The following is a 21908-nucleotide window of genomic DNA, read 5'->3' as shown; positions in this document are numbered from 1 at the left end:
GGAGTGACAACCCCCGTCCATGGACGATCCGTCCGGTAGTACCTGCGCCGCCCGACTTCCGACCACCGGAAGGCAGGCGGCACTGTGATCACCGCCTGGTTGCTGCTGCTCGCAGCCGTTCTGCTCATCCTCGCCAACGGCCTCTTCGTGGCCGCCGAGTTCGCCTTCGTGACCGTCGAGCGCGGCGCCGTCGAGCGCTCCGCCGAAGCGGGTGACGCCAAGTCCCGCCGGGTCTCCAGGGCCCTCCGGCACCTCTCCTTCGAGCTCTCCGGCGCGCAGCTCGGCATCACCGTCACCTCGCTGGTGGTCGGCATGCTCGCCGAACCGGCGCTCTCCGTCCTCCTGAAGCCCGTGCTCACCGGGGTCGGCCTGCCCGAGAGCGCCGCCCGCGGCGCCGGCCTGATCATCGGCATGGTGCTCGCCACCGTGGTCCAGATGGTGATCGGCGAACTGGTCCCGAAGAACTGGGCGATCTCCCGGCCGCTCCAGGTGGCCCGCGCGGTCGCCGCGCCGCACATGGCGTTCTCGCGCGCCTGCCGCCCGCTGATCAGCGTCCTGAACGGTTCGGCCGACCGGATGGTGCGGGCCTTCGGGGTCGAGCCGCAGGAGGAGCTGGACCACGCCCGGACCCCGGCCGAACTCGTCTCGCTCGCCCGCCACTCGGCCAGGGCGGGCGCCATAGACGAGGAGTCCGCCACCCTGTTCGTGCGGACCCTGGGCCTGGGCGACCTCACCGCCGAGTCCGTGATGACCCCGCGGGTCGACGTGGCCGCGCTCCAGCACGACGCCAGCGCCGCCGACGTCCTCAACCTCACCCGCGCCACCGGCCTCTCCCGCTTCCCGGTGTACAGCGACAGCCTGGACGAGGTCACCGGCACCGTCACCCTCAAGGACGCGCTCGCCGTCCCCGCCGGCCGGCGCGCCCACGTCCGGGTCTCCGACCTGGTCGTCCAGCCGCTGCTGGTTCCCGCGACGCTCCCGGCCGAACGGCTGCTCGACCAGCTCCGCCGGCTCCAGCCGATGGCCATCGTGGTCGACGAGTACGGCGGCACGGCCGGCGTGGTGACCGTCGAGGACATCGTCGAGGAGATCGTCGGCGAGGTGCAGGACGAGCACGACCCGGCCGACACCCCCGAACTGCTGCCGCTGCCACCGGTCGACGGGCGGCCCCTGTGGGCCGCCGACGGCCGCGCCCGGCTCGACCAGCTGGAGACCATCGGCCTGCACGCCCCGGACGGCCCGTACGAGACGCTGGCCGGACTCGTCACCGACCTGCTCGGCAAGCTGCCCGTCCCGGGCGAGCAGGCCGAGCTGCCCGGCTGGCGGTTCACCGTCGAGGCCGTGGACCGCCACCGGACCAGCCGGGTCCGGGTGGAACGCACCGACGGGTACCACTCCTTCGGCGACGACGAGGACGGGACCCGATGACCGCGCTCCAACTGGCCGCCGCCGTCCTGCTGCTGCTCGGCAACGCCTTCTTCGTCGGCGCCGAGTTCGCCGTCGTCTCGGTCCGGCGCAGCCAGATCGAGCCGCTCGCCGAGGCGGGCGACAAGCGCGCCCGCACCGTCCTGCACGCGCTCTCCAACGTGTCCGCGATGCTGGCCGCCGCCCAGCTCGGCATCACCGTCTGCTCGTTGGGCCTCGGTGCGCTCGCCGAGCCGACCATCGCCCACCTGCTGGAGGGGCCGTTCCACGCGCTCGGCGTGCCGTCCGGCCTGATGCACCCGCTCTCCTACGGCATCGCGCTGGCGGTCGTGGTCTACCTGCACATGGTGATGGGCGAGATGGTGCCCAAGAACATGGCGCTGGCCGGTCCGGAGAAGGCCGCGCTGTGGCTCGGCCCGCCGCTCGACCGGCTGGCCCGCTGGCTCGCCCCGGTGATCGCGTTCCTGAACGCCTTCGCCAACGCCGTGCTGAGGCTGTTCAAGGTCGAGGGCAAGGACGAGGTGGAGTCGGTCTTCACCACCGAGCAGCTGATGTACCTGCTCGCCGACTCCCGGGACGCCGGACTGCTCGACGAGGGCCGCCAGGAGCGCCTGGAGGACGCCCTGGAGATGGGCCGCCGCCCGGTCACCGAGGTGCTGCTCACCCCCGAGCAGCTGGTCACCGTGGACACCAAGGTGACCGCCGCGCAGATCGAGGAACTGGCGCTGCGCACCGGCTTCTCCCGGTTCCCGGTCACCGACGGCGACCCGGCCGGCCACGGCTACCTGGGGTACCTGCACCTCAAGGACATCCTGGACGTCGACGACCCCACGGTCCCGGTGCCGGCCCGCCTCTGGCGGCCGATCACGGTGCTGCGCGGCACCCTCCCGCTGGACGACGCGCTCGGCGCCATGCGCAGGGCCGCCTGCCACCTGGCGGCCGTCCTCGACCAGGACGGCCGGACGCTCGGCGTCGTGATGCTGGAGGACGTGCTGGAGGAGCTGGTCGGCGAGGTCCACGACCCGGACCACCGCTCCGCGGCGTAGGGCGCGTCCGCGGCCCGGCCCCCGCCCCGGGGCCGGGCCCGGCCCCGCGCTTTCGCTGTGGGCGATTCCGCTCTGAGCGTGCGGTCGTTCCCCTGCCGGCCGTCTTCCGTGCAGGGTGGTCGGCATGAGGCTTCTACTGCTGGGTGGGACGGAGTTCGTCGGGCGCGCGGTCGCCGAGGACGCGGTGGCGAGGGGTTGGGAGGTGACGGTCTTCCACCGGGGGACGCACGCTCCGCCGGCGGGGGTGGCCGAGGTCCTGCACGGGGACCGGACGGCTGAGGGCGGGCTCGCGGCGCTCGCTGCGGGGGAGTGGGACGCCGTGGTGGACACCTGGTCCGGCGCCCCGTCGGCGGTGCGCGACAGCGCCCGCCTGCTGGCGGGCCGGGTCGGCCGCTACGCGTACGTGTCGAGCCGCTCGGTGTACGCCTACCCGGCCCCGGCGGGCGCGGACGAGACGGCGCCGGTGGTGGACGGCTCACCCGACGACGGCGGCGAGGTGGCGTACCCGCAGGCCAAGCGGGGCGGCGAGCTGGCCGTCCTGGACGCCTTCGGGGACCGGGGGCTGCTGGTCCGGGCGGGGCTGATCCTCGGCCCGTACGAGAACATCGGCCGGCTGCCCTGGTGGCTGGGCCGGATCGCCCGCGGCGGCCCGGTGCTGGCCCCCGGGCCGCGCGGGCTCTCCGTGCAGTTCATCGACGGCCGGGACCTCGCGGCCTGGACGCTGGACGCCCTGGCGGGCGGGCTCGGCGGCGCGTACGACCTGGTCAGCCCGGCCGGGCACGCCACCATGGGCGGGCTGCTGGAGGCCTGCGTGGCGGCCACCGGCTCCGACGCCGAGCTGCGCTGGACGGAGCCCGGGCCGATCCTGGCGGCCGGTGTCGAGCCGTGGAGCCACCTGCCGGTCTGGATCCCGCCGGGCGAGCTGTACGACACCATGCACGGCTCCGACGTCGCCAAGGCGGTGGCCGCCGGGCTGCGCTGCCGTCCGGTCGCGGAGACGGTCGCGGACACCTGGGCCTGGCTGACCGCGATCGGCGGTACCGCCCCGCAGCGTCCGGACCGGCCGCAGGTCGGCCTGGACCCGGAGCTGGAGGCCAAGGTCCTGGCGGGCTGAGCGGCCCGCCGACGGCCGGGCCGGGTTCGGGGGCCCGCCCCCGAACCCGGCCCCGGCTCAGCCTCGGCCGTCGATCAGCTCGCCGTACGCCTGGACCAGGTCCGGCAGCCGGAGGGTGGCCAGGTCCTCGCGGCCGGGCGGTTCGCGCAGCATGGTGAGCCGCAGGTCACGGTAGGCGCAGGACTTCTCGTACAGGGTGCGGACGAACCGGCCGTTGCCCAGGTCGTCGATCCAGCCCTCGCGGACCACGTGGGTGCAGATCGAGGCGAGCTCCTCGGCGGCGTCCTCGTCCCAGCCGTCGCCGTCCTGACCGGCGAGGGCCGCCCCGATCGCGGTCAGCTCGCCCGGGCGGTAGCTGGGGAAGTCGACCCGGGTGGTGAAGCGGGAGTTGAGCCCGGGGTTGGTGGCGAGCAGCCGGTTCATGCCCTCGGGGTAGCCGGCCAGGATCACCACCAGCCGGTCGCGGTTGTCCTCGGCGCGCTTGAGCAGCACCTGGAGCGCCTCGTCCCCGTAGGCGTCTCCCTTGCTGTAGCCGGAGTTGGAGAGGCTGTACGCCTCGTCGATGAAGAGCACGCCGTCCAGGGCGGAGTCGATCAGCTCGTTCGCCTTGACCGCCGTCTGGCCGAGGAACTCGCCCACCAGGTCGGCCCGCTGGGCCTCGACCAGGTGGTCGCCGGAGAGCAGGCCGAGGGCGTGGAAGACCCGGCCGAGGATCCGGGCGACGGTGGTCTTGCCGGTGCCGGACGGGCCGGAGAAGACGAAGTGGCGCTTGGGGGGCTGGACCGGCAGGCCCTGCTCGGCGCGGAGGCCGGCCATCCGCAGCTGTGCGGAGAGCGCCCGGACCTGTCGCTTGACCGGTTCCAGGCCGACCATCCGCGAGAGTTCGGCGAGTGCGGCGTCCAACTCCGCCTGGTCGCCCTCGCGTTCGATGGTGGCGTAGGTGTTCGCGGTGCGCGGGAGCGCCTCGCCGCGGGCGGGTGCGGGGGAGGCCGGTGTGACGGGGGCCGGCAGCGGCGCGGTCGAACCGGAGCGCTCGCCGGCGGCCGGCGGCGGGGCGCCCGCCTCGCCGCCCGAGGGTCTGTTGTCGGTGCCGGTCCCCGCGGTGGCCGGGGCGGCCGGTCGGGGCTCGGCGTCCGGGCCGGGAGCGTCCGCACCCGAACCGCCGGAGGCGCCGGGGGAGGGGGCGTCCAGCAGCCGACCGTCCGGGTCCGCCGCCTCCTGGCCCTGCACGTCCGCCCCGTAGGCCTCCGCGCCGTAGGCATCGGCCCCGTAGGCCTCCGCCCCCAGGGGGTCCGCCCCGAGCCCCGACCTGCCGTCCGGGCCGGCCGGGTCCGGGCCGAAGGCCCCGTAGCCCCCGGAGTCGACCCCGGTCGCGTCCACCGTGTCCATCGCGCCCATGGTGTCCAGCGCGTCCAGGGCATCCAGCGGGTCCAGCGCCTCCATGTCCGGCGCGTCCTCGAAGCCCCCCGCCCGGCCCGTCTCGCGGCCGCCCGCACCCACCCCGCCGCCGGACTCCAGCAGGGCGTCGGCGACGCCGTCCTCCGCCGAGATCGCCGTGAGCCGGGCCGCGGTGTCCATGAACGCCGGGTCGGCCCGGTGGACGGCCCGGTAGAGCGGCAGCGCGGCCGCGCTGCGCCCGGCCCCCTCGTAGGAGCGGGCCAGCCAGTAGCGCAGCTCCTTGCGCTGCGGCTGCTCGGAGCGGCAGCGGGCGAGCGAGGCGGCGAGCGGCGCCTGGGCCTGCGCGCACATGTCCAGCCGGACCCGCGCCATGCCGGCGAAGAGCCCCGCCTCGATGCCGAGCAGCGGGTCGTCCAGCAGCCGGTCGGTGTCCCGGATCAGCTGTTCCCAGTCCTTCAGCAGGTACGACCGGCAGGCGTGCAGGAACCGCGCGCTGGGGTCCTCGCCGGGGGCCGGGCACTGCTCCAACGCCTGGTCCAGCTCGGTGAGGTGGCGTCCGTCGAGCCAGTGCGAGGCGTGTGCGAGGGCCAGGTCGCGGGCGTCCTCCAGGACCGGCTGCACCCACCAGCCGAGCCAGTACCAGGAGCTGAGCGGCCGGCCGTGGCGGCGCCGCTGCTCACCGAAACGTTTCTGGTGGCGGTACATGGCGAGTAACGCGCCGGAGGTGTCGCTGCGCAGCGCGTGCAGGCCGAGCCAGGCGTCGGCCATCCCGGGGTCCAGCCGCACGGCGGCACGGAACTCCTCCTCGGCCCGGGAGTAGGCGCCGGCCGTGTAGGCGTCCATGGCACGGAGCCAGGCGCGGTCGGCGAGCCGGTTCGGCGCCGCGCCGCCCGTGTTGTTGCTGTCGGAACTCTCCACCGTCGTCACTCACGCCCCCCGCGGTGTGGCTCGGGGCTCGGCCGGCGGGGCGGTGTGCGGAGCCGGCCGGTGGTCGTCTGCCCCCGGGGCGCATATGCGCCTGCAGGAATCGTACCGGGGTGGCGCTGATCCGGAAGGGTGCCGCGCGATGTCAAATGCGATCGGGGGTGCGGCCGTTGGACGGTGGCCGGGACCGGGGGAGGGGTGTCGGACGGCACCCCCGGCTCACGGGGGAACAAGCCGGGGATGCCGGGTCCGAGGTTGCGGATTCAACGAATCCGCCAACGTGGGAGAACCTAATTCCTGGCGACGCCGCAGGTCAAGGGCCTGTTGAAGGTTCACCGACGGTGCTCGGCGCGATCCGCCCGGTCACTCCGTCGACCAGCGTTCCGGCGAACGGCCGACTCGGGTCGGCGGCGAAATGTGCGGTTTCGGCGGAGGCCCAGCCCGCCCAGAACTCCGCCAGCCCCGGCCCGTCCCGCTCCTCGCCCCGCCGCCGGGCGGCCGCGGCGTCGAGCTCCATCCAGATCAGCCGGCTCAGCCACGGCCGCACCGCGCGCCGCCCCGCGCCGACCCCCTCGACCAGGACCACCGGCGCGAGCGGTACCGCCGCGGTGCCGGCGAACCGGCGGGAGGTCCAGTCGTACACCTCGTACGCGGCGTCCCGCCCGGCCGCCAGCGGCTCCAGCACCTGGGAGCGCAGCCGCCCGGTCCAGCCGAACGGCTCGGTGTGGGTGGCCAGGTCGTCGAGGTGGACCACCGGCGCCCCGCCCAGTGCCGCCGCCAGCCGGCCCGCGAAGGTGGTCTTGCCCGAACCGGCGTGCCCGTCCACCGCGACCAGCCGCACCGGCCCGCAGGACGGCGGCAGCGCCCGCAGTCCGGCGGCGAGGCCGGTCAGGCCGACGGCGGCGGCGGGGCCCCCGGCGGATGCAGAGTGCCGGGCGGCGGAGGGCCGGGCGGCGGAGTGCGGGGCGGCGGAGGACGCGGGCGCGGGGACGCCCTCTACAGGGGAGTCGGATGTGTCGGAACAAGCCACAACGGCAACCCTACGCGGGCCTGTGCACCGATCCGGACAGTGCCGAAGGGCAGGTCGTGACGGCAGCGCCATGATCGGGCATACTCACTTCGCCACGCATGTGAACGGCCGTTCACCGCAATCCGGTGCCGGTCGGGCCGACCTGCCACACCCCGCGCGGGGCCCACCACTCCCCGGGCCCGGCGCCAGACCGAGGAGGCGACCAGCCGCTATGACCCCCTCCCCTGCGAAAGCCGTGGACCGCCAGCTGCCGAGCGAGGAGGCCCGCGAGCTCCTGAGCCTGACCCGGGACCTCGTCCAGCGCGAGCTGCAGCCGCGCGCCGCGGAGGACGAGGCCGTCGGCCGCTTCCCGCGCGAGGTCTTCCGCACGCTCGGCGACGCCGGCCTGCTCTCCCTGCCGTACGACGAGAAGTACGGCGGCGGCGAGCAGCCCTACGAGGTCTACCTCCAGGTGCTGGAGGAGCTCGCCGCCGGCTGGCTGGCCGTCGGCCTCGGCGTCAGCGTCCACACCCTCTCCTGCCACGCGCTCGCCACCTTCGGCACCGACGAGCAGCGCGACCGCTGGCTGCCCGGCATGCTCTCCGGCGAGCAGCTCGGCGCGTACTGCCTCTCGGAGCCGCAGTCCGGCTCCGACGCCGCTGCCCTGCGCACCCGCGCGGACCTGGACGGCGACGAGTACGTGGTCAGCGGCACCAAGGCGTGGATCACCCACGGCGGCCACGCCGACTTCTACAGCGCCCTGGTGCGCACCGGCGAGGAGGGTGCGCGCGGGATCAGCTGCCTGCTGGTTCCCGGCGCCCAGGCGGGCCTCTCGGCCGCGCCGCCGGAGCACAAGATGGGCATGAAGTCCTCCCCGACCGCCCAGCTGCACTTCGACGGTGCCCGGGTGGCCCGGGAGCGGCTGGTCGGCGGCGAGGGGCAGGGGTTCCAGATCGCGCTCGCCGCGCTGGACTCCGGCCGCCTCGGGATCGCGGCCTGCGCCGTCGGCGTGGCCCAGGCCGCGCTCGACCAGGCCGTCGACTACGCGCGCACCCGCCGCCAGTTCGGCCGTCCGATCGCGGACTTCCAGGGCCTGTCGTTCCTGCTCGCCGACATGGCGACCCAGATCGAGGCCGGCCGTGCGCTCTACCTGGCCGCCGCCCGCAGGCGCGACGCGGGCCTGCCGTTCTCCAAGGAGGCGGCGATGGCCAAGCTGTTCTGCACCGACGCGGCGATGAAGGTGACCACCGACGCCGTCCAGGTGCTCGGCGGGTACGGCTACACGCAGGACTTCCCGGCCGAGCGCTACATGCGCGAGGCCAAGGTGCTGCAGATCGTCGAGGGCACCAACCAGATCCAGCGCCTGGTGATCGGCCGCCACCTCACCAAGGGCTGAGTCCCCGCCGCCCGCCCGCGGGCGGCCGCGGAACGGCCGCCGGGTGTCATTCCAGGGTGCGGAGTGACGTCCGGGGGCGGCACCTCGTCGACGGACCGTCAGGCCGCTTGCCCCGGAGGGTAATCGGCCTGACGGTCCGTCGACACCCTTGCGAGGGGCGGTCGTTCAGCGCCGGGTCAGCCGGCTGCGCTGCTCCGGGATGGCCGGGGCGGGTTCCACCCGGACCGGGCGGTGCACCATCGCGTGCGAGAACGGCTGGGTGCGCCAGTCGAGTTCGGACGGCAGCGCGAGCAGCGCCTCCAGGCCGGTCGGCTCGGCGTCCTCGGCGGTCTCCACGTCGGTCAGGTCGTCCGTCGGTGCACCGGAGCCCGGGCAGAGCGCGGGCGAGAAGGGGTGCCAGGCGGTCGGCAGGACGGCGTGCTGCGGCAGCCGCTCCTCGTCGCCCACCAGGGCGATCGGACGTCGGCAGGCCGGGCAGTGCACCCGGAAGATCTCCCAGGTGTCGGCCTCGCCCGGGTCCACCCCGGGCGCGGCGTCGTAGGGGACCGCGAGGTCCTCGCGGTCGGTCGTATCGTGGGAGTCGTCCGCGCCCATCGGGCGCTGGTCGGCTACGCGCATGGTGATCCCCCTCGGATCGGGCCCGGCGTGGTCACTCGGGGCCACAACCAGCACTTCCCTTCGACGCGGACTCATAACCCTGCGGCCCGGCGCACTGTGATGCACCGGGTGTGTCGTCCGCCACATTCGTCCGGCATGTGCCCGTATGGCACCCCCCGGCACCCCGGGTGACTCCCCGTGCGCCCGTACCGGCACGGCGTACGCCCCCGAGGGGGTAGGTTTGCGCCTTGTGGAGGATCTCGACCAACGCATCGTCCAGCTGCTCCTCCAGGACGGCCGGATGAGCTACACGGACCTGGGCAAGGCCACCGGCCTGTCCACCTCGGCGGTGCACCAGCGGGTGCGCCGGCTGGAGCAGCGCGGCGTGATCCGCGGGTACACCGCCATCGTCGACCCGGACGCCGTCGAGCTGGCGCTCACCGCGTTCATCTCGGTCAAGCCGTTCGACCCCAGCGCCCCGGACGACACGCCGGAACGGCTGTCCGGCCTGCCCGAGATCGAGGCCTGCCACAGCGTGGCCGGAGACGAGAACTACATCCTCAAGGTCCGCGTCGGAGCCCCCGGCGACCTGGAGGACCTGCTGGCCCGCATCCGCAGCGCCGCCGGCGTCTCCACCCGCACCACCGTCGTGCTCTCCACTCCCTACGAGGCGCGCCCCCCGAAGCTCTGAGCGGGCACCGGGGAGGTGCAGACTAGGCCGCATGACCGATAGCACCCTCCCTCCCCGCCCGTCCTCGGGCAGGAGGGGCCCCCGAACCGTCCTGCTGCGCGGCGGCGCCGTCTACAGCCCCGCCGACCCCTTCGCCACCGCCATGCTCGTCGAGGGCGGGCACGTCGCCTGGGTCGGCAGCGACGGCGCAGCCGAGGCCTACGCGCAGACCGCGGACGAGATCGTCGAGCTGGACGGCGCCCTGGTCACCCCCGCCTTCGTCGACGCCCACGTGCACGCCACCTCCACCGGGCTGGCGCTCACCGGCCTCGACCTCACCGGCAGCCCCTCGCTGGCCGCCGCGCTCGACGCCCTCACCGCCTTCGTCACCGCCCAGGACGCGCCCGGCGGCGTGCTCATCGGCCACGGCTGGGACGAGACCCGCTGGCCCGAGGGCCGCCCGCCCACGCTCGCCGAGCTGGACGCGGCCGCCCGCGGCGCCGCCGTCTACCTCTCCCGCACCGACGTGCACTCCGCCCTGGCGACCACCGCGCTGCGCGAGCTCACCGAGGGCCTCGCCGACCGCCCCGGCCACCACCCCGAGGGCCCGCTGACCCGCGACGCCCACCACGCCGTCCGGCAGACCGCGCTGGCCCGCCTCACCGCCGAGCAGCGCACCCGCGCCCAGCGCGCCGCCCTGGCCCGCGCCGCCGAACTCGGCATCGGCGCGCTGCACGAGTGCGCCGGTCCGGAGATCTCCTCCGAGGAGGACCTCGCGGCACTGCTCGCGCTCGCCGCCGAGGGCGAGGGCCCCGAGGTCTTCGGCTACTGGGGCGAGCTGGGCGAGCGCGGCGTGGAGACCGCGCGCCGACTCGGCGCGGTCGGCGCCGGCGGCGACCTCTTCGTCGACGGCGCGATCGGCTCGCGCACCGCCTGCCTGCACACCGACTACGCGGACGCGGACCACACCGGCACCTCCTACCTGACCGCCGGGCAGGTCGCCGACCACGTCGCCGCCTGCACCGAGGCCGGACTGCAGGCCGGCTTCCACGCCATCGGCGACGCCGCGGTGGCCGCGGTGATCGAGGGCGTCCGGGCGGCCGGCGAGCGGGTCGGCGCCGGCCGGGTCCGGGCGCTGCGCCACCGGGTCGAGCACGCCGAGGCGCTGGACGACGCGAGCATCGCCGCCTTCGCCGACCTCGGCCTCACCGCCTCCGTCCAGCCCGCCTTCGACGCCGCCTGGGGCGGCCCGGACGGCATGTACGTCCAGCGGCTGGGCGCCGGGCGCGCCGCCGCGCTCAACCCCTTCGCGGCCCTGCTGCGGGCCGGTGTGCCGCTCGCCTTCGGCTCGGACGCGCCGGTCACCCCGCTCGACCCCTGGGGGACCGTCCGGGCCGCCGCGTTCCACCTGACCCCGGAGCACCGGATCTCGGCCCGCGCGGCCTTCACCGCCCACACCCGGGGCGGCTGGCGGGCGCTCGGCCGCGACCACGACGGCGTGCTCGTCCCCGGCGCGGTCGCCAGCTACGCGGTCTGGGCCGCCGACGACCTGGTCGTCCAGGCCCCCGACTCCCGGGTGGCCGGCTGGTCGACCGACCCGCGCTCCGGCACCCCCGGTCTGCCCGACCTCACCCCCGGCCGCCCGCTGCCGGTCTGCCTGCGCACCGTGGTCCGCGGCCGCACGGTCCACCTGGCCGCCGAGTGAAAACCGGATGATCACGGCGGGTGCGGCCCGTACCGTGACCGGCATGACCGACCACACCGCCGCGCCCGCCCTCGTCCCCGCCGACTTCACCGTGCCGCTCGAACTGCTCGCCGAGGGGTTCCGCCTGGAGCCGCTCGGCGAGCGGCACAACGAGGCCGACCACGCCGCCTGGAGCGGCAGCATCGACCACATCCGCGCCACCCCCGGCTTCGAGCACGGCCACTGGCCCCCGGTCGAGGGCATGCCGCTCGACCGCAACCTCGCCGACCTGCGCCGCCACGCCGCCGACTTCACCGCCCGCAAGGGCTTCACCTACAGCGTCCGGGAGGTCCCCGGCGACGCCGTGATCGGCTGCGTCTACATCTACCCGGACCGCGAGGAGCCCACCGCGGCCAAGGTCAGCTCCTGGGTCAGCGCCGACCGCGCCGGGCTGGACGCCCCGCTGCACCGCGCCGTCTCCGCCTGGCTCGCCGCCGACTGGCCGCTCCGCGAGGTCCGCTACGCCCCGCGCTGAGGCGGACCGAAGCGACCCTCACCTCACGGTCGGGTGTCCTGACGGGGTACCTTCTTCGGACAGCGTCCGAACAGCCGTCCGCGTACTCCGCGGGGCGGCGCCGAGAGAGATGGTGCGACGGTGGTCATGCCCGTCACCCAGGAGCGGTCCGGGGCCGCATCCGAGACCCCAGGCGGGACCCCCCGCCAGGGCCGGGCCGCCCGCGCGCTCGCCAAGGTCCGGGCCGGTCTGCCGCGCACCGGACTGGCCGCGCTCGCCGGGCTGCTGCTCGCCCTGGCCTTCCCGCCGTACGACCTCTGGCCGCTCTCGCTGCTCGGCGTCGCCGCACTCTCCCTGCTCACCCGGGGCCGCACCGCCCGGCAGGGCGCCTGGACCGGCTTCGCCTTCGGGCTGCCGTTCTTCCTGATGCTGCTCAGCTGGCTGCGGGTGGTCGGCTGGGACGCCACCATCGGCCTCTCGGTCGTCGAGGCGCTCTTCCTGGCGGCCCTCGGCGCCGGGCTCGCGGTCACCTCCCGGCTGCCCGGCTGGGCGCTCTGGGGCGCCTGCCTCTGGATCACCCAGGAGTGGGCCCGCGACCGGCTGCCGCTCGGCGGCTTCCCGTGGGGCCGGCTCGCCTTCGCCAACACCGCCACCCCCTTCACCCCGCTGGCGGCGCTCGGCGGCGCCCCGCTGGTCACCTTCGCGGTCGCGCTCTCCGGCACCCTGCTCGCCTGGGCCGTGCTGCGGCTGCCCGGACGGGGCCGCGCCGTACGCCCGGCCGCGGCCGCCGCCGGCGGTCTCGGCGCCGTCGCCGTGATGCTGGCCGGGTTCCTCGTGCCGGTGCCGACGGCACCCGCCGACACCGTCAAGGTCGCCGTCATCCAGGGCAACGTGCCCAACCCCGGCATGGACTTCCTCGGCCGCCCGATGATGGTCCTCAACAACCACGCCGCCGCCACCGAGAAGCTCGCCGACGACATCAGGGCCGGCCGCGCCGAGAAGCCCGACATCGTGATCTGGCCGGAGAACTCCTCCGACCTCGACCCGTTCAGCGATCCGCTCGCCTACCGGCGGATCGACGAGGCGGTGAAGGCGATCGGCGTCCCCACCCTGGTCGGCACCCTCGTCGACGGCCCCGACGAGCAGCACGTCCAGAACGAGGGCATCGTCTGGGACCCGAAGACGGGACCGGGCGCCTCCTACACCAAGCAGCACCCGGTGCCGTTCGGCGAGTACGTGCCGTTCCGCGACCAGCTGTCCAAGGTGATCACCCGGCTCCAGCGGGTCGCCCGCGACTTCTACCCCGGCGACCACAACGGCGTGATGCAGCTCGGCCCGGCCCGGATCGGCGACGTCATCTGCTTCGAGGTCGCCTACGACGAGATCGTCCGCGACACCGTCGAGCAGGGCGCCCGGGTCCTCGTCGTACAGACCAACAACGCCACCTACGCCAAGACCGGCCAGCCCGAGCAGCAGCTGGCGATGAGCCGGCTGCGCGCCGTCGAGCACGGCCGGGCGGTCCTGATCGCCGCCACCAGCGGCATCAGCGCGGTCATCGCCCCCGACGGCACGGTCGTCCAGCGGACCGAGGAGCTGACCGCCGCCGAGCTGTCCGCCACCGTCCCGCTGCGCGACGGCACCACCGTCGCCGACCACCTGGGCGCCGTGCCCGAGTGGACGCTGGCCGTGGCCGGCCTGCTGGCCTGCGGCGGCGCGGTGCTGCTCGGCCGCCGGCGGCGCCCGTCCGGCGACCGGCAGGACGCCGCCCGGGCCGACGGAACACCGGCCGCGGGCTGATCGTTGGACCAGGTGGTGCCGTAGCCGGCCCGGACCTTCCGTGCGGCGCGCAGAGCACCGCTTGGAGTGGATTCGTACCGTGACCCGGCAAGCTACCCCCACCCGTCCGGCGCCGCGCTCGAAGCTCCGGCGGGTGCTGCCGCTGCTGATCACCGCCTGGCTGGTTCTGGAGATCTGGCTGCTGGTCCAGGTGGGCTCCTGGCTGGGCGGCCTGACCGTCGTGCTCCTGCTGATCGCCGGGGCGGTGATCGGCGGCTCGCTGGTCAAGCGGGCCGGCCTCAAGGCCCTGTCGGCGGCGATCGAGCAGAGCCGCGACCCGAAGCCGCAGCAGACCCAGACCGGCACCAGCCTCACGGTGCTGGCGGGCCTGCTGCTCATCGTGCCGGGCTTCCTCTCCGACGCCCTGGCGCTCACCCTGCTGTTCCCGCCGACCCGGGTGCTCTGGCGGGCGGCGGGCCGCCGGCTCACGGACAAGGCGCTGCGCTCCGCCTCCGCGGTCGGCGCCGACCCGTTCGCGGACGCGGTGCGGCTGCAGGAGCAGCTGCGCATCCACCGGCCCGACGGCAAGGTGATCCAGGGCGAGGTGGTCGAGCCGGGCAGCGGCCCGGGCGACCCGCAGGGCCCGGACACCGCCTACCGGCCGCCGATCAACGGCTGACCGCGGCGCGTGCGGCCGCCGGACGGGCCCGGGCCCGTCCGGCGGCCGCCGTGCGCCGTGCGGGGCCCCGCCCTTGCCGACGACGGCTCCCCGTCCCGGGTACGGCGGGTCCGGGCAACGCGAAAGGGACCCTGGTGACCAGGGTCCCTTTTCGCTTGCCCCCGCCGGTCGGCGGGAGCGGGGTCAGGCGCTCTTGCGGGTGTCCCGCGGGTGTACCGCGAGGTTCATCCCACCGGAGCGGAGCACGGCCAGCCGCTCGGCCAGCACCTCCTCCAGCTCCTCACGCGTGCGGCGCTCCATCAGCATGTCCCAATGGGTACGCGTCGGCTTGGTCTTCTTCTCCTCAGGCTCGTCACCGTCGAGGAGTACCGCTTCCTGGCCGCAGAAGCGGCATTCCCACGCCGAGGGGATCTCCGCCTCGACCGAGAAAGGAACCTCGAATCGGTGTCCGTTCTGACATGCATACTCGACGGTCTGGCGGGGAGCCAGATCGATACCGCGGTCGGTCTCGTAGCTAGTGGCCCCGAGTCGCGTGCCGCGGAGAGCTCGCTCGCTCATGAATCGTGCCTCCCGGGCTTATGGCCCACAGGACTAGTGGTCGCTGTTCTTCGTCGTTCGGTCAACGCTCGGCTTCCGACGAAGATTCCCGTCCCGGGACATGCGTCGTCTGTCGTGCCGCCCCTGTTTGTACCCACCAGCGCCCGATTTGTCACATCTGGCCGGTGATATCACCCCAGGTGTCACCTATTTCACATCTGGTGATCGGTCGGCCTTTCCCGCACGAGCGTACCGGGACGGGAATCGACGGCCACCGCCGCCCCTCCCGGACCCGCCGAGTTCCGCCCGCCCGGCCGAGCGGAACGGGCCCGCCCGGGTCAGGCGAGCGGGCGGAAGCGTAGCGCGGACGGGCCCTTGGCGAGGTCCACCCCCGCGCGCGGGTCCGGGTCGAGCTCCACCGGCACGGTCGGCGGGCCCTCCGGCCGGGGCGGCACCCCGGCCGGGGCGGCGGCCTCGGTCCGGGTGTCGCGGTGCGGCAGCAGGGCGATCACCGCCTCCCGCAGCTGGGCCGGCGCCTCCTCGTCCAGCGGGTCGACGGTGGCCGGCACCTGGAGGCGGACCGGGGCGCCGGTGCCGATCCGGGCGTAGCCGCGCCCGGCGGGGGCGTGCGCGGCGGGCACGATGTCCAGCGGGGTGCCGAGCGCGGCGTACCCCTCGGCGGGGCCGGTCGGGCCGAGCACCACGCGGGCCCGGGTGGTGGACCGGATGCTCGGGGTGATCCGGTCCCGGGCCTCGATGTCGTCGGCGACGACCACGGTGACCCTCGCGGCCCGGCCGTGCCGCAGCGGCAGCTCCAGCAGGTCCTGCGGGTCGGGTCGGCCCTCGGCGTGGGCGAGCTCGCTCAGCTCGGTCGGGTGGTCGAGCAGCAGCCAGAGCGGCCGGGTGACGTCCTCGGGCGGGGCGACGCCGGCGTGCCGGGCCGCGTTCAGGGCGCCGAGGCGCCGCTCGGTCTCCTGGGCCGCCCACTGCAGTGCGGCGAGGGCGCCGTGCAGGCTGGTCTCCACGGTGTGCACGCCGGGCCGGTTGACCAGGCAGGCGTGCTCGCCGGTGCCCGCGCCGTCGATCACGACCAGGTCGGCGAAGGGCAGCGCCTGGAGCGCGACCGAGCGGATCAGGCTGGAGGTGCCGTAGCCGGTCACGCCGAGGGCCAGCAGGTGCGGCTCGGCCGACCGCGGGCCGGTGCGCCAGACCACCGGCGGCTGCTGGGCGACGGTGCCGCCCTGGTGCACCGGGATGGTCCGGGCGGTGCCGTCCTCGTCGGTGAAGCCGAGCACGATCTCGCCGGGCGCGGTCACGAACCGCTGGGCGGCGATGTCGGTGGGCAGCGGGGCCAGTGCGGCGATCCGCAGCTTGTTGGACTCCTCGTCCCAGTCGAAGCGGTACTCCCGGGCGCGGCCGGCCTTGCCCTGGACCACCTGCTCGATCCGGGCCCGGGCGGCGGGCTCGGTGTCGGTGAAGTAGGCCGGGTAGGCCAGTTCCAGCCGGGAGAGCCGGCCCTCGCCGTCGAACTCCCAGCCGCTGAAGACGCCCTGGTAGCCGCCCTCGTGGCGGTAGAGCGGGTTGAGGTCGTCGGGTCCGGCCAGGTACGGGGTGAGGGCGGCGTAGAGGGCGCCGAGCTTGACGTCGGCGACGTCCGGCTCGGGCGGGGCGGGCGGCGACTTGGGCGACCGGCCCGCCCAGGCCGCGCTGGCCATCAGGGCCACCAGGGCGAACAGCAGCCCGTGCGGCAGCAGGTAGATCCCCAGCAGCATGGCGGCGACCAGGAAGAGCGTCGGTCCGCGGCGCTCCTTCGGGGTGGCCTGCCAGCGCTCCTTCGACCAGGCCACGTGGTGGCGCATGCCGCGCCCGATGACGGTGAGCGGCGCGAACATGTCGGAGGCGTGGTCGCCGGCCGTGCGGACGAGGTCGCGGCCCTTGCTGAGTGGTAGGCGGTTGAGCGGCATTCCTGGCTCCCCGGGCGGATGGGACGGTCGGGCGGGACTGGGCTTGCTTCAACGACGGGGCCCGGGGCGGTGGGATCCGCGCCCGGGCCCGTACGGGGGAGTGACGGTGAGGGCCTGCCTCCCGGGATTCGGCCGGGCCCCGGCAGGGGTCCGGGAGACAGGCCCGAGGCGGTCCCTAGAACTTGAGGCCGCCGAGCAGGCTGGCGAGGCTGGCGCCGCCCGCGGTGATGCTCGGTGCGATCGAGGAGCCGGCGATGTAGAAGCCGAGGAGGGCGCAGACGATGGCGTGGGAGACCTTCAGTCCGTCCCTGCGGAAGAAGAGAAAGGCGATGGTGCCGAACAGGACGATGCCGGAAATCGAGAGGATCACGTTCTGCTCCTCGGGGAGGGGGGACAGGGGCAGTGTTACGGAATGTGCCTTAATCGTGACAAAAAGTAATAGATGATGGAACGGTGCAAATGGGTGGTTCTCCCGGGTGGTGCCGATTCGTGACCCGGGCGGCGGTATGCGAACCGACCGCCGGTGGCCCGAGCGCCGCGCCGTTCCGGGGCGCCGACACATTCCCGTCCGCGGACCGGGAAGTTTCCGGGGGTGCCGGGAAGTTCGCTCGAATGGGCGCGCAACCTTCCCGCCCGGGCGTCGTGGCCGGAACGGCGGCGGCATCCGGGATCCGGACGCGTGCTGGATCGCGTACGGTCCGGCCGCTACGGTGCGACGGGCGCGACCACAGGACCGCAGGACCGCAGGACCGGACGAGACCCCGAGAGAGGCCCGAGACATGACCGAGACCCCCGACGCCGACGTGATCGCCCTGGCCGGCAAGCTGTTCGACGCGGCCCGGGCCGGCGACACCGCCACCCTCGCCGCCTACGTCGACGCCGGAGCCCCGGCCGACCTCACCAACGACCGCGGCGACACGCTGCTGATGCTCGCCGCCTACCACGGCCACGCCGCCTCGGTCACCGCCCTGCTGGAGCGCGGCGCCGACCCGAACCGGGCCAACGACCGGGGGCAGACCCCGCTGGCCGGCGCGGTCTTCAAGGGGGCCGACGACGTCCTCGCCGTCCTCCTCGGCGGCGGCGCCGACCCCTCCGCCGGGACCCCGTCCGCGGTCGACACGGCCCGGATGTTCGGCAAGGAGGAGCTCGTCGCCCGGTTCGAGGGCCGCTGAGGAAGGGCCGTAGGCTTACCGACCATGGAGAGCACCACCGGCAACGGCGTCCTGCGGGACGCCAAGGGCGACAGCATCGAGATCCGCGTCACCGGCTACGGCCACCCCGACGCCCAGCTCCTCTCGGCGGAGGTGCAGGAGGAGTACGTCCGCCGCTACGGCGAGGGCGACCTCACCGAGCTGCACCCGGACCACTTCGAGCCGCCGGCCGGCCTCTTCCTGATCGCCTACCTCGACGGCGAGCCGGTCGCCTGCGGCGGCTGGCGGGCCAAGGAGGCCGGACCGCACGGGATCCGGGCGGGCGACGCCGAACTGAAGCGGATGTTCGTCCGACCCGTGGCGCGCGGCCGCGGCCTGGCCCGCGCGGTGCTGCGCCGGCTGGAGCTGACCGCCGCCGAGGCCGGCCGGACCAGGTTCGTCCTGGAGACCGGCACCGAGCAGCCCGAGGCCATCGCGCTGTACGCCTCCGAGGGGTACGCCGACATCCGGAAGTTCGGCATCTACCGCGAGCACCCGCAGTCGGTCTGCATGGGCAAGGAGTTCGGTGCGGCGGCGGTCTGACGGCCGCCCGCGCGGGTAGGCTCCCCCGGGAGCCGACGGCCGGCGGACGGGGGCAGAGCGGATGAGCGGACCGGCGCGTCCCGCGCCCCTGGCCGAACTCGTGGCACCCGAAGGCGGATTGGACGGACTGGTGACGGCCGGACTGGCCGCCGTCGGGGTCGGCGGCGTCTGGTCGGTCGGCGACGCCGGCGGCGTCCGCGGCCGGGGCCGGTACGGGGTGCTGGGCCGCGGACCGCACGGTGCGCGGGAGGCGGACCACGACACGGTCTTCGACCTCGCCAGCATCACCAAGATCGTCGCGCTCTGGCCGTGCGCCGGGGCGCTCTGGCGGGACGGCCGGCTGCCCCTGGACCGGCCCATCGGCCGGTACTGGCCGGAGGCCGCCGGCCGGCCCGCCGGCGAGGTGACCGCCCGTCAACTCCTCACCCACACCGCCGGGATGCCGCTGCGCACCCGGTTCGCCGAACTGTACGGGCGGGACCGGGCGGCGATCCTGGCCGGCGTGCTCGACACCCCGCTGTACCGCCCGCCCGGCACCGCGGTCGAGTACACCGACCGGGCCGCCGTCCTGCTCGGCCACCTGGTCGGATCGCTGGCCGGTGAGCCGCTCGACGAACTCGCCGCCCGCCAGGTCTGGCAGCCGCTCGGCATGGCCGACACCCGGTACGGCCCGCTCGGCCCGGACCTCGCCGCCCGCACCGCGCCCACCGAGTACGAGCGGTCGGCCGGCGGCGTGCTGTGCGGAGTGGTGCACGACCCGTCGGCCCGGCTGCTCGGCGGCGTCTCCGGCAACGCCGGCGCCTTCTCCACCGCCCGTGACCTGGAACGCTTCCTCACCGCGCTGCTCGACCCGCCGGCCGGCCTGCCCTGGGGCGGGCCGTGGCTCGCCGAGTCGCTGCGCGAGCAGACCGGCGGCCTGGAGCCGGCCCGGGGCCTGTCCTGGCTCTGCGCCGCGGGCACCGACCCGGCCGAGGGCACCTTCGTCCACTACGGCTTCACCGGCACCGGCATCTGGGTCTCCCGGCGGCTCGGCCGCTGGGCGCTGCTTCTCACCAACAAGGTCCACTACGACCGGGACTTCCAGCCGCTCACCGACCTGCGCAACGCCTACCGGCGGGCCGTCTTCGGCTGACGCCGCCCGGCGCGGGCCGGGCGGCGAACGGGCCGGGCGGGGTGGCCGGGGCGGACGGGGCGCTCAGACGGGGACTGCCGCCGGAGGCCGCTTCGCGATCTGGAGCAGCGGCAGCGCCGCCGGCTCCGGCTCGCGGGTGAAGGCCGAGTACGGACAGGCGTTCAGCTCCGGGTCGCGCGCGGCCCAGCCCTGCAGCCACGGGCGCAGCCGCGGGTTGTCGATCTCCACCGAGCCGTCCGGCAGCAGCCGGCCGATGTCGTTGGCCGGATCGGACAGTGCGACCGTGCACTTGCCGAGGCGGCCGTCGGCGCGCACCAGCAGCGAGTTGGCGCGGGCGGCGTAGCAGACCTCCTCCGGCGCGAACAGGCGCTCCTCGCCGCCGCCCTGGGTGAGTAGCGCGCGCAGTCCGGCGATCTTCCCGTCGTCGGAGTCGAGCACGTCCATCGTGTCGTCGTTGGGGCCGCCCAGGCGCACCACGCGCTTCAGGAAGACCGAGAACCGCGGGTCGTCGAGGAAGGTGTCCCGGATCAGCGTGAGGAACTCCGGCATCGCCGGAAGGTTCTCCGGGGTGAGGTGGACCCGCAGCAGCATCCGCACGTCGGCGGAGCCGGCCCGGACCTCCTCCAGGTTGCGCCAGATCTGCTCGAACGTCCCCCGGCCGTCGGCCCGGACCCGGGTGAGGTCGTGGAACGCGGCGGGACCGTCCAGCGACACCTGGTAGGCCCGGACGCCGAGGCCCGCCAGGTGGTCGGCGGTCCGGCCGTCCACCAGGTAGCCGTTGGTCGTCATGTCGCTCTCGTAGCCGAGGCCCGGGTGCCGCCGCTGCGCCGCGCGGGCGTGTGCGGTGATCTCCTCGATGACCGGCCTGGCCAGCATCGGCTCCCCGCCGAACCACGACACCTGGAGGTGCCGCAGTCCGGCGGCGCGCCGGTCGATGAGGTTCTTCACCCCGGCGACCACGTCCGGCGCCATCCGGCCGATCTCGAAGTCCTCGTAGCAGTACGTGCAGCGGAAGTTGCACTGCTCGGTCGGCAGCAGGATCAGCTGGAGCCGGTCGCTGCGCACGGACTCGGTGAACTCCCGGTCGAACGGCGACGGTTCGCCGGTGGAGCCGGTCACATCTGCACCGAGCCGCAGCCCTTGGCACAGTTGCCGCCGTGGCAGTTGTTGGTGCTCGGGCGGGACGCGACGTTCGGCGCCGAGGCCATCGCGGCCGCGACCGACTCGGCGAGCTGGGGGTTCTGGATGTGCACCCGCCCCTCCTCGTCGAGGGTGAGGTCCGAGGTGCTGATGGCGAAGGTGGGTCCCTGACTGGCCATGGTGTTCTCTCCTGGGGAGGCTGGGGACGGCCGGGGTCGCCGGGTGGTCGGGACCCGGGCCCGGCCGTCGGCCGAACGGCCCCGCCCCGGGAGGCCGGTGCCCCGGGAAGGGCACCGCCACGGGCGAGGGGCCGCTCCCCATCCTCCGGGCCGGACCGGCGGGCCGCGCGGGATGTTCGCCCGTGCAGGTGACGGCCGGGGCGGACGCAGTCCGGGCGGAGCAGCGGGGCCGGAGCGGTGTCGGACCCACCCTTCCGGGGTCGGGGACGGCGCTCCCGGAAGGGTGGTTGACGTGGAGTCAGGAGGTGACGGACCGTCAGATCAGGGTGGACCAGTAGTACCAGAACCGGTTGAGGATCAGCAGGCCGATCACCGCGGCCCAGAGCACCGGAACCGCCCAGTGGTAGCGGGCGGCCTCCCGGACGACCACCTGGAACCGGGGTCCGACGGGTATCACCCCGGAGCGCAGGTTGTGCAGCGTCGTGTACCAGAACAGCGGCACCACCGTCGCCCAGACCACCATGCAGTACGGGCAGAGCGCGCCGATGTCGTACAGCGCCTGGTCGATCAGCCAGTGCACGAAGCCGAGTCCGAGTACCGTGCCGGCCTGCAGGCCCAGCCAGAACCAGCGCCGGTACGCGGCCCCGGCCAGCAGCCCGGCGCCGATCGCCGCCAGTGCGCCGAACGCGGCCAGCCCGAGCAGGGGGTTCGGGAAGCCGAACACCTCGGCCTGCTCGGTTCGCATCACCGACCCGCAGCTGATCACCGGGTTGATGTTGCAGCTGGGGATGTAGGACGGGTCCTCAAGGATGCGGAGCTTGTCGAAGGTCAGGACGGCCGAGGCGGCCAGCCCGACCAGTCCGCCGAGGAGGACGAGCAGCGAGAACGCCCGGCCCGCGCCGATCGTCGCCCGGCCCGGCGGGGCGGGGTCGGCGGCTTGGGCGGAGGCGGAGCGGGAGGAGCGGGGCACGGCGGTCGGGGCGGTCATGGC

At 74.8% G+C, this 21908-nt stretch carries 21 protein-coding genes; 12 read left to right on the top strand and 9 right to left on the bottom strand.

The window, feature by feature from the left end; all coding sequences use genetic code 11:
* The first annotated feature begins 84 nt into the window (after positions 1 to 84).
* The 3 genes from OG550_RS05075 (at position 85) to OG550_RS05065 (ending at position 3585) form a co-directional block, all read left to right on the top strand.
* On the top strand, positions 85 to 1428 hold the full coding sequence (locus tag OG550_RS05075; RefSeq protein ID WP_327674963.1) for a hemolysin family protein: 1344 nt from the start codon (positions 85 to 87) through the stop codon (positions 1426 to 1428).
* Entirely contained in the window at positions 1425 to 2471 is a 1047-nt protein-coding gene (locus OG550_RS05070) for a hemolysin family protein (protein WP_327674961.1), read from the top strand. The genes OG550_RS05075 and OG550_RS05070 overlap by 4 nt, the downstream gene beginning before the upstream one ends.
* 124 nt (positions 2472 to 2595) lie before the next feature.
* The gene (locus OG550_RS05065) at positions 2596 to 3585 is read left to right on the top strand and encodes an NAD-dependent epimerase/dehydratase family protein (RefSeq protein WP_327674959.1); all 990 of its coding nucleotides are present in this window, start codon (positions 2596 to 2598) and stop codon (positions 3583 to 3585) included.
* A 57-nt stretch (positions 3586 to 3642) separates the two neighbouring features.
* Here the strand turns inward: OG550_RS05065 and OG550_RS05060 are convergent, their stop codons facing one another.
* Both OG550_RS05060 and OG550_RS05055 read right to left on the bottom strand, forming a co-directional pair.
* Positions 3643 to 5901 carry an AAA family ATPase gene (locus OG550_RS05060; protein ID WP_442905925.1) on the bottom strand — a complete coding sequence of 753 codons (2259 nt, stop codon included), beginning with the start codon at positions 5899 to 5901 and terminating at the stop codon, positions 3643 to 3645.
* 319 nt (positions 5902 to 6220) lie between these two features.
* Positions 6221 to 6799, bottom strand: coding sequence for a uridine kinase family protein (locus tag OG550_RS05055; protein ID WP_327683691.1), 579 nt, complete (start codon positions 6797 to 6799; stop codon positions 6221 to 6223).
* Between the two features lie 349 nt (positions 6800 to 7148).
* Between OG550_RS05055 and OG550_RS05050 the strand changes: the two genes are divergently transcribed.
* Positions 7149 to 8312: an acyl-CoA dehydrogenase family protein gene (locus tag OG550_RS05050; RefSeq protein WP_327674957.1), complete on the top strand. Its 1164-nt coding sequence runs from the start codon at positions 7149 to 7151 to the stop codon at positions 8310 to 8312.
* A 165-nt stretch (positions 8313 to 8477) separates the two neighbouring features.
* On the opposite strand, the gene OG550_RS05045 is transcribed toward OG550_RS05050, so the two are convergent.
* Complete coding sequence (locus tag OG550_RS05045; protein ID WP_327674955.1) at positions 8478 to 8930, bottom strand: hypothetical protein; 453 nt, start codon at positions 8928 to 8930, stop codon at positions 8478 to 8480.
* Between the two features lie 229 nt (positions 8931 to 9159).
* Here OG550_RS05045 and OG550_RS05040 point away from each other — a divergent pair, with 229 nt between their 5' ends.
* The 5 genes from OG550_RS05040 (at position 9160) to fxsA (ending at position 14232) form a co-directional block, all read left to right on the top strand.
* On the top strand, positions 9160 to 9600 hold the full coding sequence (locus tag OG550_RS05040; protein ID WP_327674953.1) for an Lrp/AsnC family transcriptional regulator: 441 nt from the start codon (positions 9160 to 9162) through the stop codon (positions 9598 to 9600).
* Between the two features lie 31 nt (positions 9601 to 9631).
* The gene (locus OG550_RS05035; protein ID WP_327674951.1) at positions 9632 to 11284 is read left to right on the top strand and encodes an amidohydrolase; all 1653 of its coding nucleotides are present in this window, start codon (positions 9632 to 9634) and stop codon (positions 11282 to 11284) included.
* Between the two features lie 43 nt (positions 11285 to 11327).
* Positions 11328 to 11798 (top strand): N-acetyltransferase, encoded by a 471-nt coding sequence (locus OG550_RS05030; RefSeq protein WP_327674949.1) that lies wholly within the window; start codon positions 11328 to 11330, stop codon positions 11796 to 11798.
* 126 nt (positions 11799 to 11924) lie between these two features.
* Positions 11925 to 13574 (top strand): apolipoprotein N-acyltransferase, encoded by a 1650-nt coding sequence (lnt, locus tag OG550_RS05025; protein ID WP_327674947.1) that lies wholly within the window; start codon positions 11925 to 11927, stop codon positions 13572 to 13574.
* 79 nt (positions 13575 to 13653) lie between these two features.
* Positions 13654 to 14232, top strand: a complete 579-nt coding sequence (gene fxsA / locus OG550_RS05020) for an FxsA family membrane protein (RefSeq protein WP_327674945.1) — start codon at positions 13654 to 13656, stop codon at positions 14230 to 14232.
* Positions 14233 to 14415: 183 nt separating this feature from the next.
* Here fxsA and OG550_RS05015 read toward each other — a convergent pair whose 3' ends face one another.
* The 3 genes from OG550_RS05015 to OG550_RS05005 form a co-directional block, all read right to left on the bottom strand.
* The gene (locus OG550_RS05015; RefSeq protein WP_030396357.1) at positions 14416 to 14790 is read right to left on the bottom strand and encodes an RNA polymerase-binding protein RbpA; all 375 of its coding nucleotides are present in this window, start codon (positions 14788 to 14790) and stop codon (positions 14416 to 14418) included.
* Positions 14791 to 15107: 317 nt separating this feature from the next.
* Complete coding sequence (locus OG550_RS05010) at positions 15108 to 16733, bottom strand: hypothetical protein (protein WP_327674942.1); 1626 nt, start codon at positions 16731 to 16733, stop codon at positions 15108 to 15110.
* A gap of 175 nt (positions 16734 to 16908) precedes the next feature.
* Entirely contained in the window at positions 16909 to 17103 is a 195-nt protein-coding gene (locus OG550_RS05005) for a hypothetical protein (protein WP_327674940.1), read from the bottom strand.
* 409 nt (positions 17104 to 17512) lie between these two features.
* Here OG550_RS05005 and OG550_RS05000 point away from each other — a divergent pair, with 409 nt between their 5' ends.
* From OG550_RS05000 to OG550_RS04990, 3 genes are all read left to right on the top strand, one after another.
* On the top strand, positions 17513 to 17905 hold the full coding sequence (locus OG550_RS05000; RefSeq protein WP_327674938.1) for an ankyrin repeat domain-containing protein: 393 nt from the start codon (positions 17513 to 17515) through the stop codon (positions 17903 to 17905).
* Positions 17906 to 17929: 24 nt separating this feature from the next.
* The gene (locus OG550_RS04995) at positions 17930 to 18466 is read left to right on the top strand and encodes a GNAT family N-acetyltransferase (protein WP_327674936.1); all 537 of its coding nucleotides are present in this window, start codon (positions 17930 to 17932) and stop codon (positions 18464 to 18466) included.
* A gap of 130 nt (positions 18467 to 18596) precedes the next feature.
* A complete protein-coding gene (locus OG550_RS04990; protein WP_327674935.1) occupies positions 18597 to 19598 on the top strand; it encodes a serine hydrolase domain-containing protein in 1002 nt (333 codons plus the stop codon).
* Between the two features lie 63 nt (positions 19599 to 19661).
* On the opposite strand, the gene OG550_RS04985 is transcribed toward OG550_RS04990, so the two are convergent.
* From OG550_RS04985 to OG550_RS04975, 3 genes are all read right to left on the bottom strand, one after another.
* Positions 19662 to 20717 carry a radical SAM protein gene (locus OG550_RS04985; RefSeq protein WP_327674933.1) on the bottom strand — a complete coding sequence of 352 codons (1056 nt, stop codon included), beginning with the start codon at positions 20715 to 20717 and terminating at the stop codon, positions 19662 to 19664.
* A complete protein-coding gene (locus OG550_RS04980; protein ID WP_327674931.1) occupies positions 20714 to 20917 on the bottom strand; it encodes a hypothetical protein in 204 nt (67 codons plus the stop codon). The genes OG550_RS04985 and OG550_RS04980 overlap by 4 nt, the downstream gene beginning before the upstream one ends.
* Positions 20918 to 21233: 316 nt before the next feature.
* A complete protein-coding gene (locus tag OG550_RS04975) occupies positions 21234 to 21905 on the bottom strand; it encodes a vitamin K epoxide reductase family protein (RefSeq protein WP_327674929.1) in 672 nt (223 codons plus the stop codon).
* Positions 21906 to 21908 lie beyond the last annotated feature (3 nt).

Source organism: Kitasatospora sp. NBC_00458 (genome assembly GCF_036013975.1).
Taxonomy (GTDB): Bacteria; Actinomycetota; Actinomycetes; order Streptomycetales; family Streptomycetaceae; genus Kitasatospora.
The sequence above is the reverse complement of the archived record's forward strand: the minus strand, read 5'-3'. Positions and strand labels throughout refer to the sequence as shown.

Coding starts and splice junctions, on each gene's coding strand:
- OG550_RS05070 (WP_327674961.1), top strand. CDS start 1,425: ATGACCGCGCTCCAACTGGCCGCCGCCGTCCTGCTGCTGCTCGGCAAC.
- OG550_RS05065 (WP_327674959.1), top strand. CDS start 2,596: ATGAGGCTTCTACTGCTGGGTGGGACGGAGTTCGTCGGGCGCGCGGTC.
- OG550_RS05050 (WP_327674957.1), top strand. CDS start 7,149: ATGACCCCCTCCCCTGCGAAAGCCGTGGACCGCCAGCTGCCGAGCGAG.
- OG550_RS05045 (WP_327674955.1), bottom strand. CDS start 8,930: ATGCGCGTAGCCGACCAGCGCCCGATGGGCGCGGACGACTCCCACGAT.
- OG550_RS05035 (WP_327674951.1), top strand. CDS start 9,632: ATGACCGATAGCACCCTCCCTCCCCGCCCGTCCTCGGGCAGGAGGGGC.
- OG550_RS05030 (WP_327674949.1), top strand. CDS start 11,328: ATGACCGACCACACCGCCGCGCCCGCCCTCGTCCCCGCCGACTTCACC.
- lnt (WP_327674947.1), top strand. CDS start 11,925: ATGCCCGTCACCCAGGAGCGGTCCGGGGCCGCATCCGAGACCCCAGGC.
- OG550_RS05015 (WP_030396357.1), bottom strand. CDS start 14,790: ATGAGCGAGCGAGCTCTCCGCGGCACGCGACTCGGGGCCACTAGCTAC.
- OG550_RS05010 (WP_327674942.1), bottom strand. CDS start 16,733: ATGCCGCTCAACCGCCTACCACTCAGCAAGGGCCGCGACCTCGTCCGC.
- OG550_RS05000 (WP_327674938.1), top strand. CDS start 17,513: ATGACCGAGACCCCCGACGCCGACGTGATCGCCCTGGCCGGCAAGCTG.
- OG550_RS04995 (WP_327674936.1), top strand. CDS start 17,930: ATGGAGAGCACCACCGGCAACGGCGTCCTGCGGGACGCCAAGGGCGAC.
- OG550_RS04980 (WP_327674931.1), bottom strand. CDS start 20,917: ATGGCCAGTCAGGGACCCACCTTCGCCATCAGCACCTCGGACCTCACC.
- OG550_RS04975 (WP_327674929.1), bottom strand. CDS start 21,905: ATGACCGCCCCGACCGCCGTGCCCCGCTCCTCCCGCTCCGCCTCCGCC.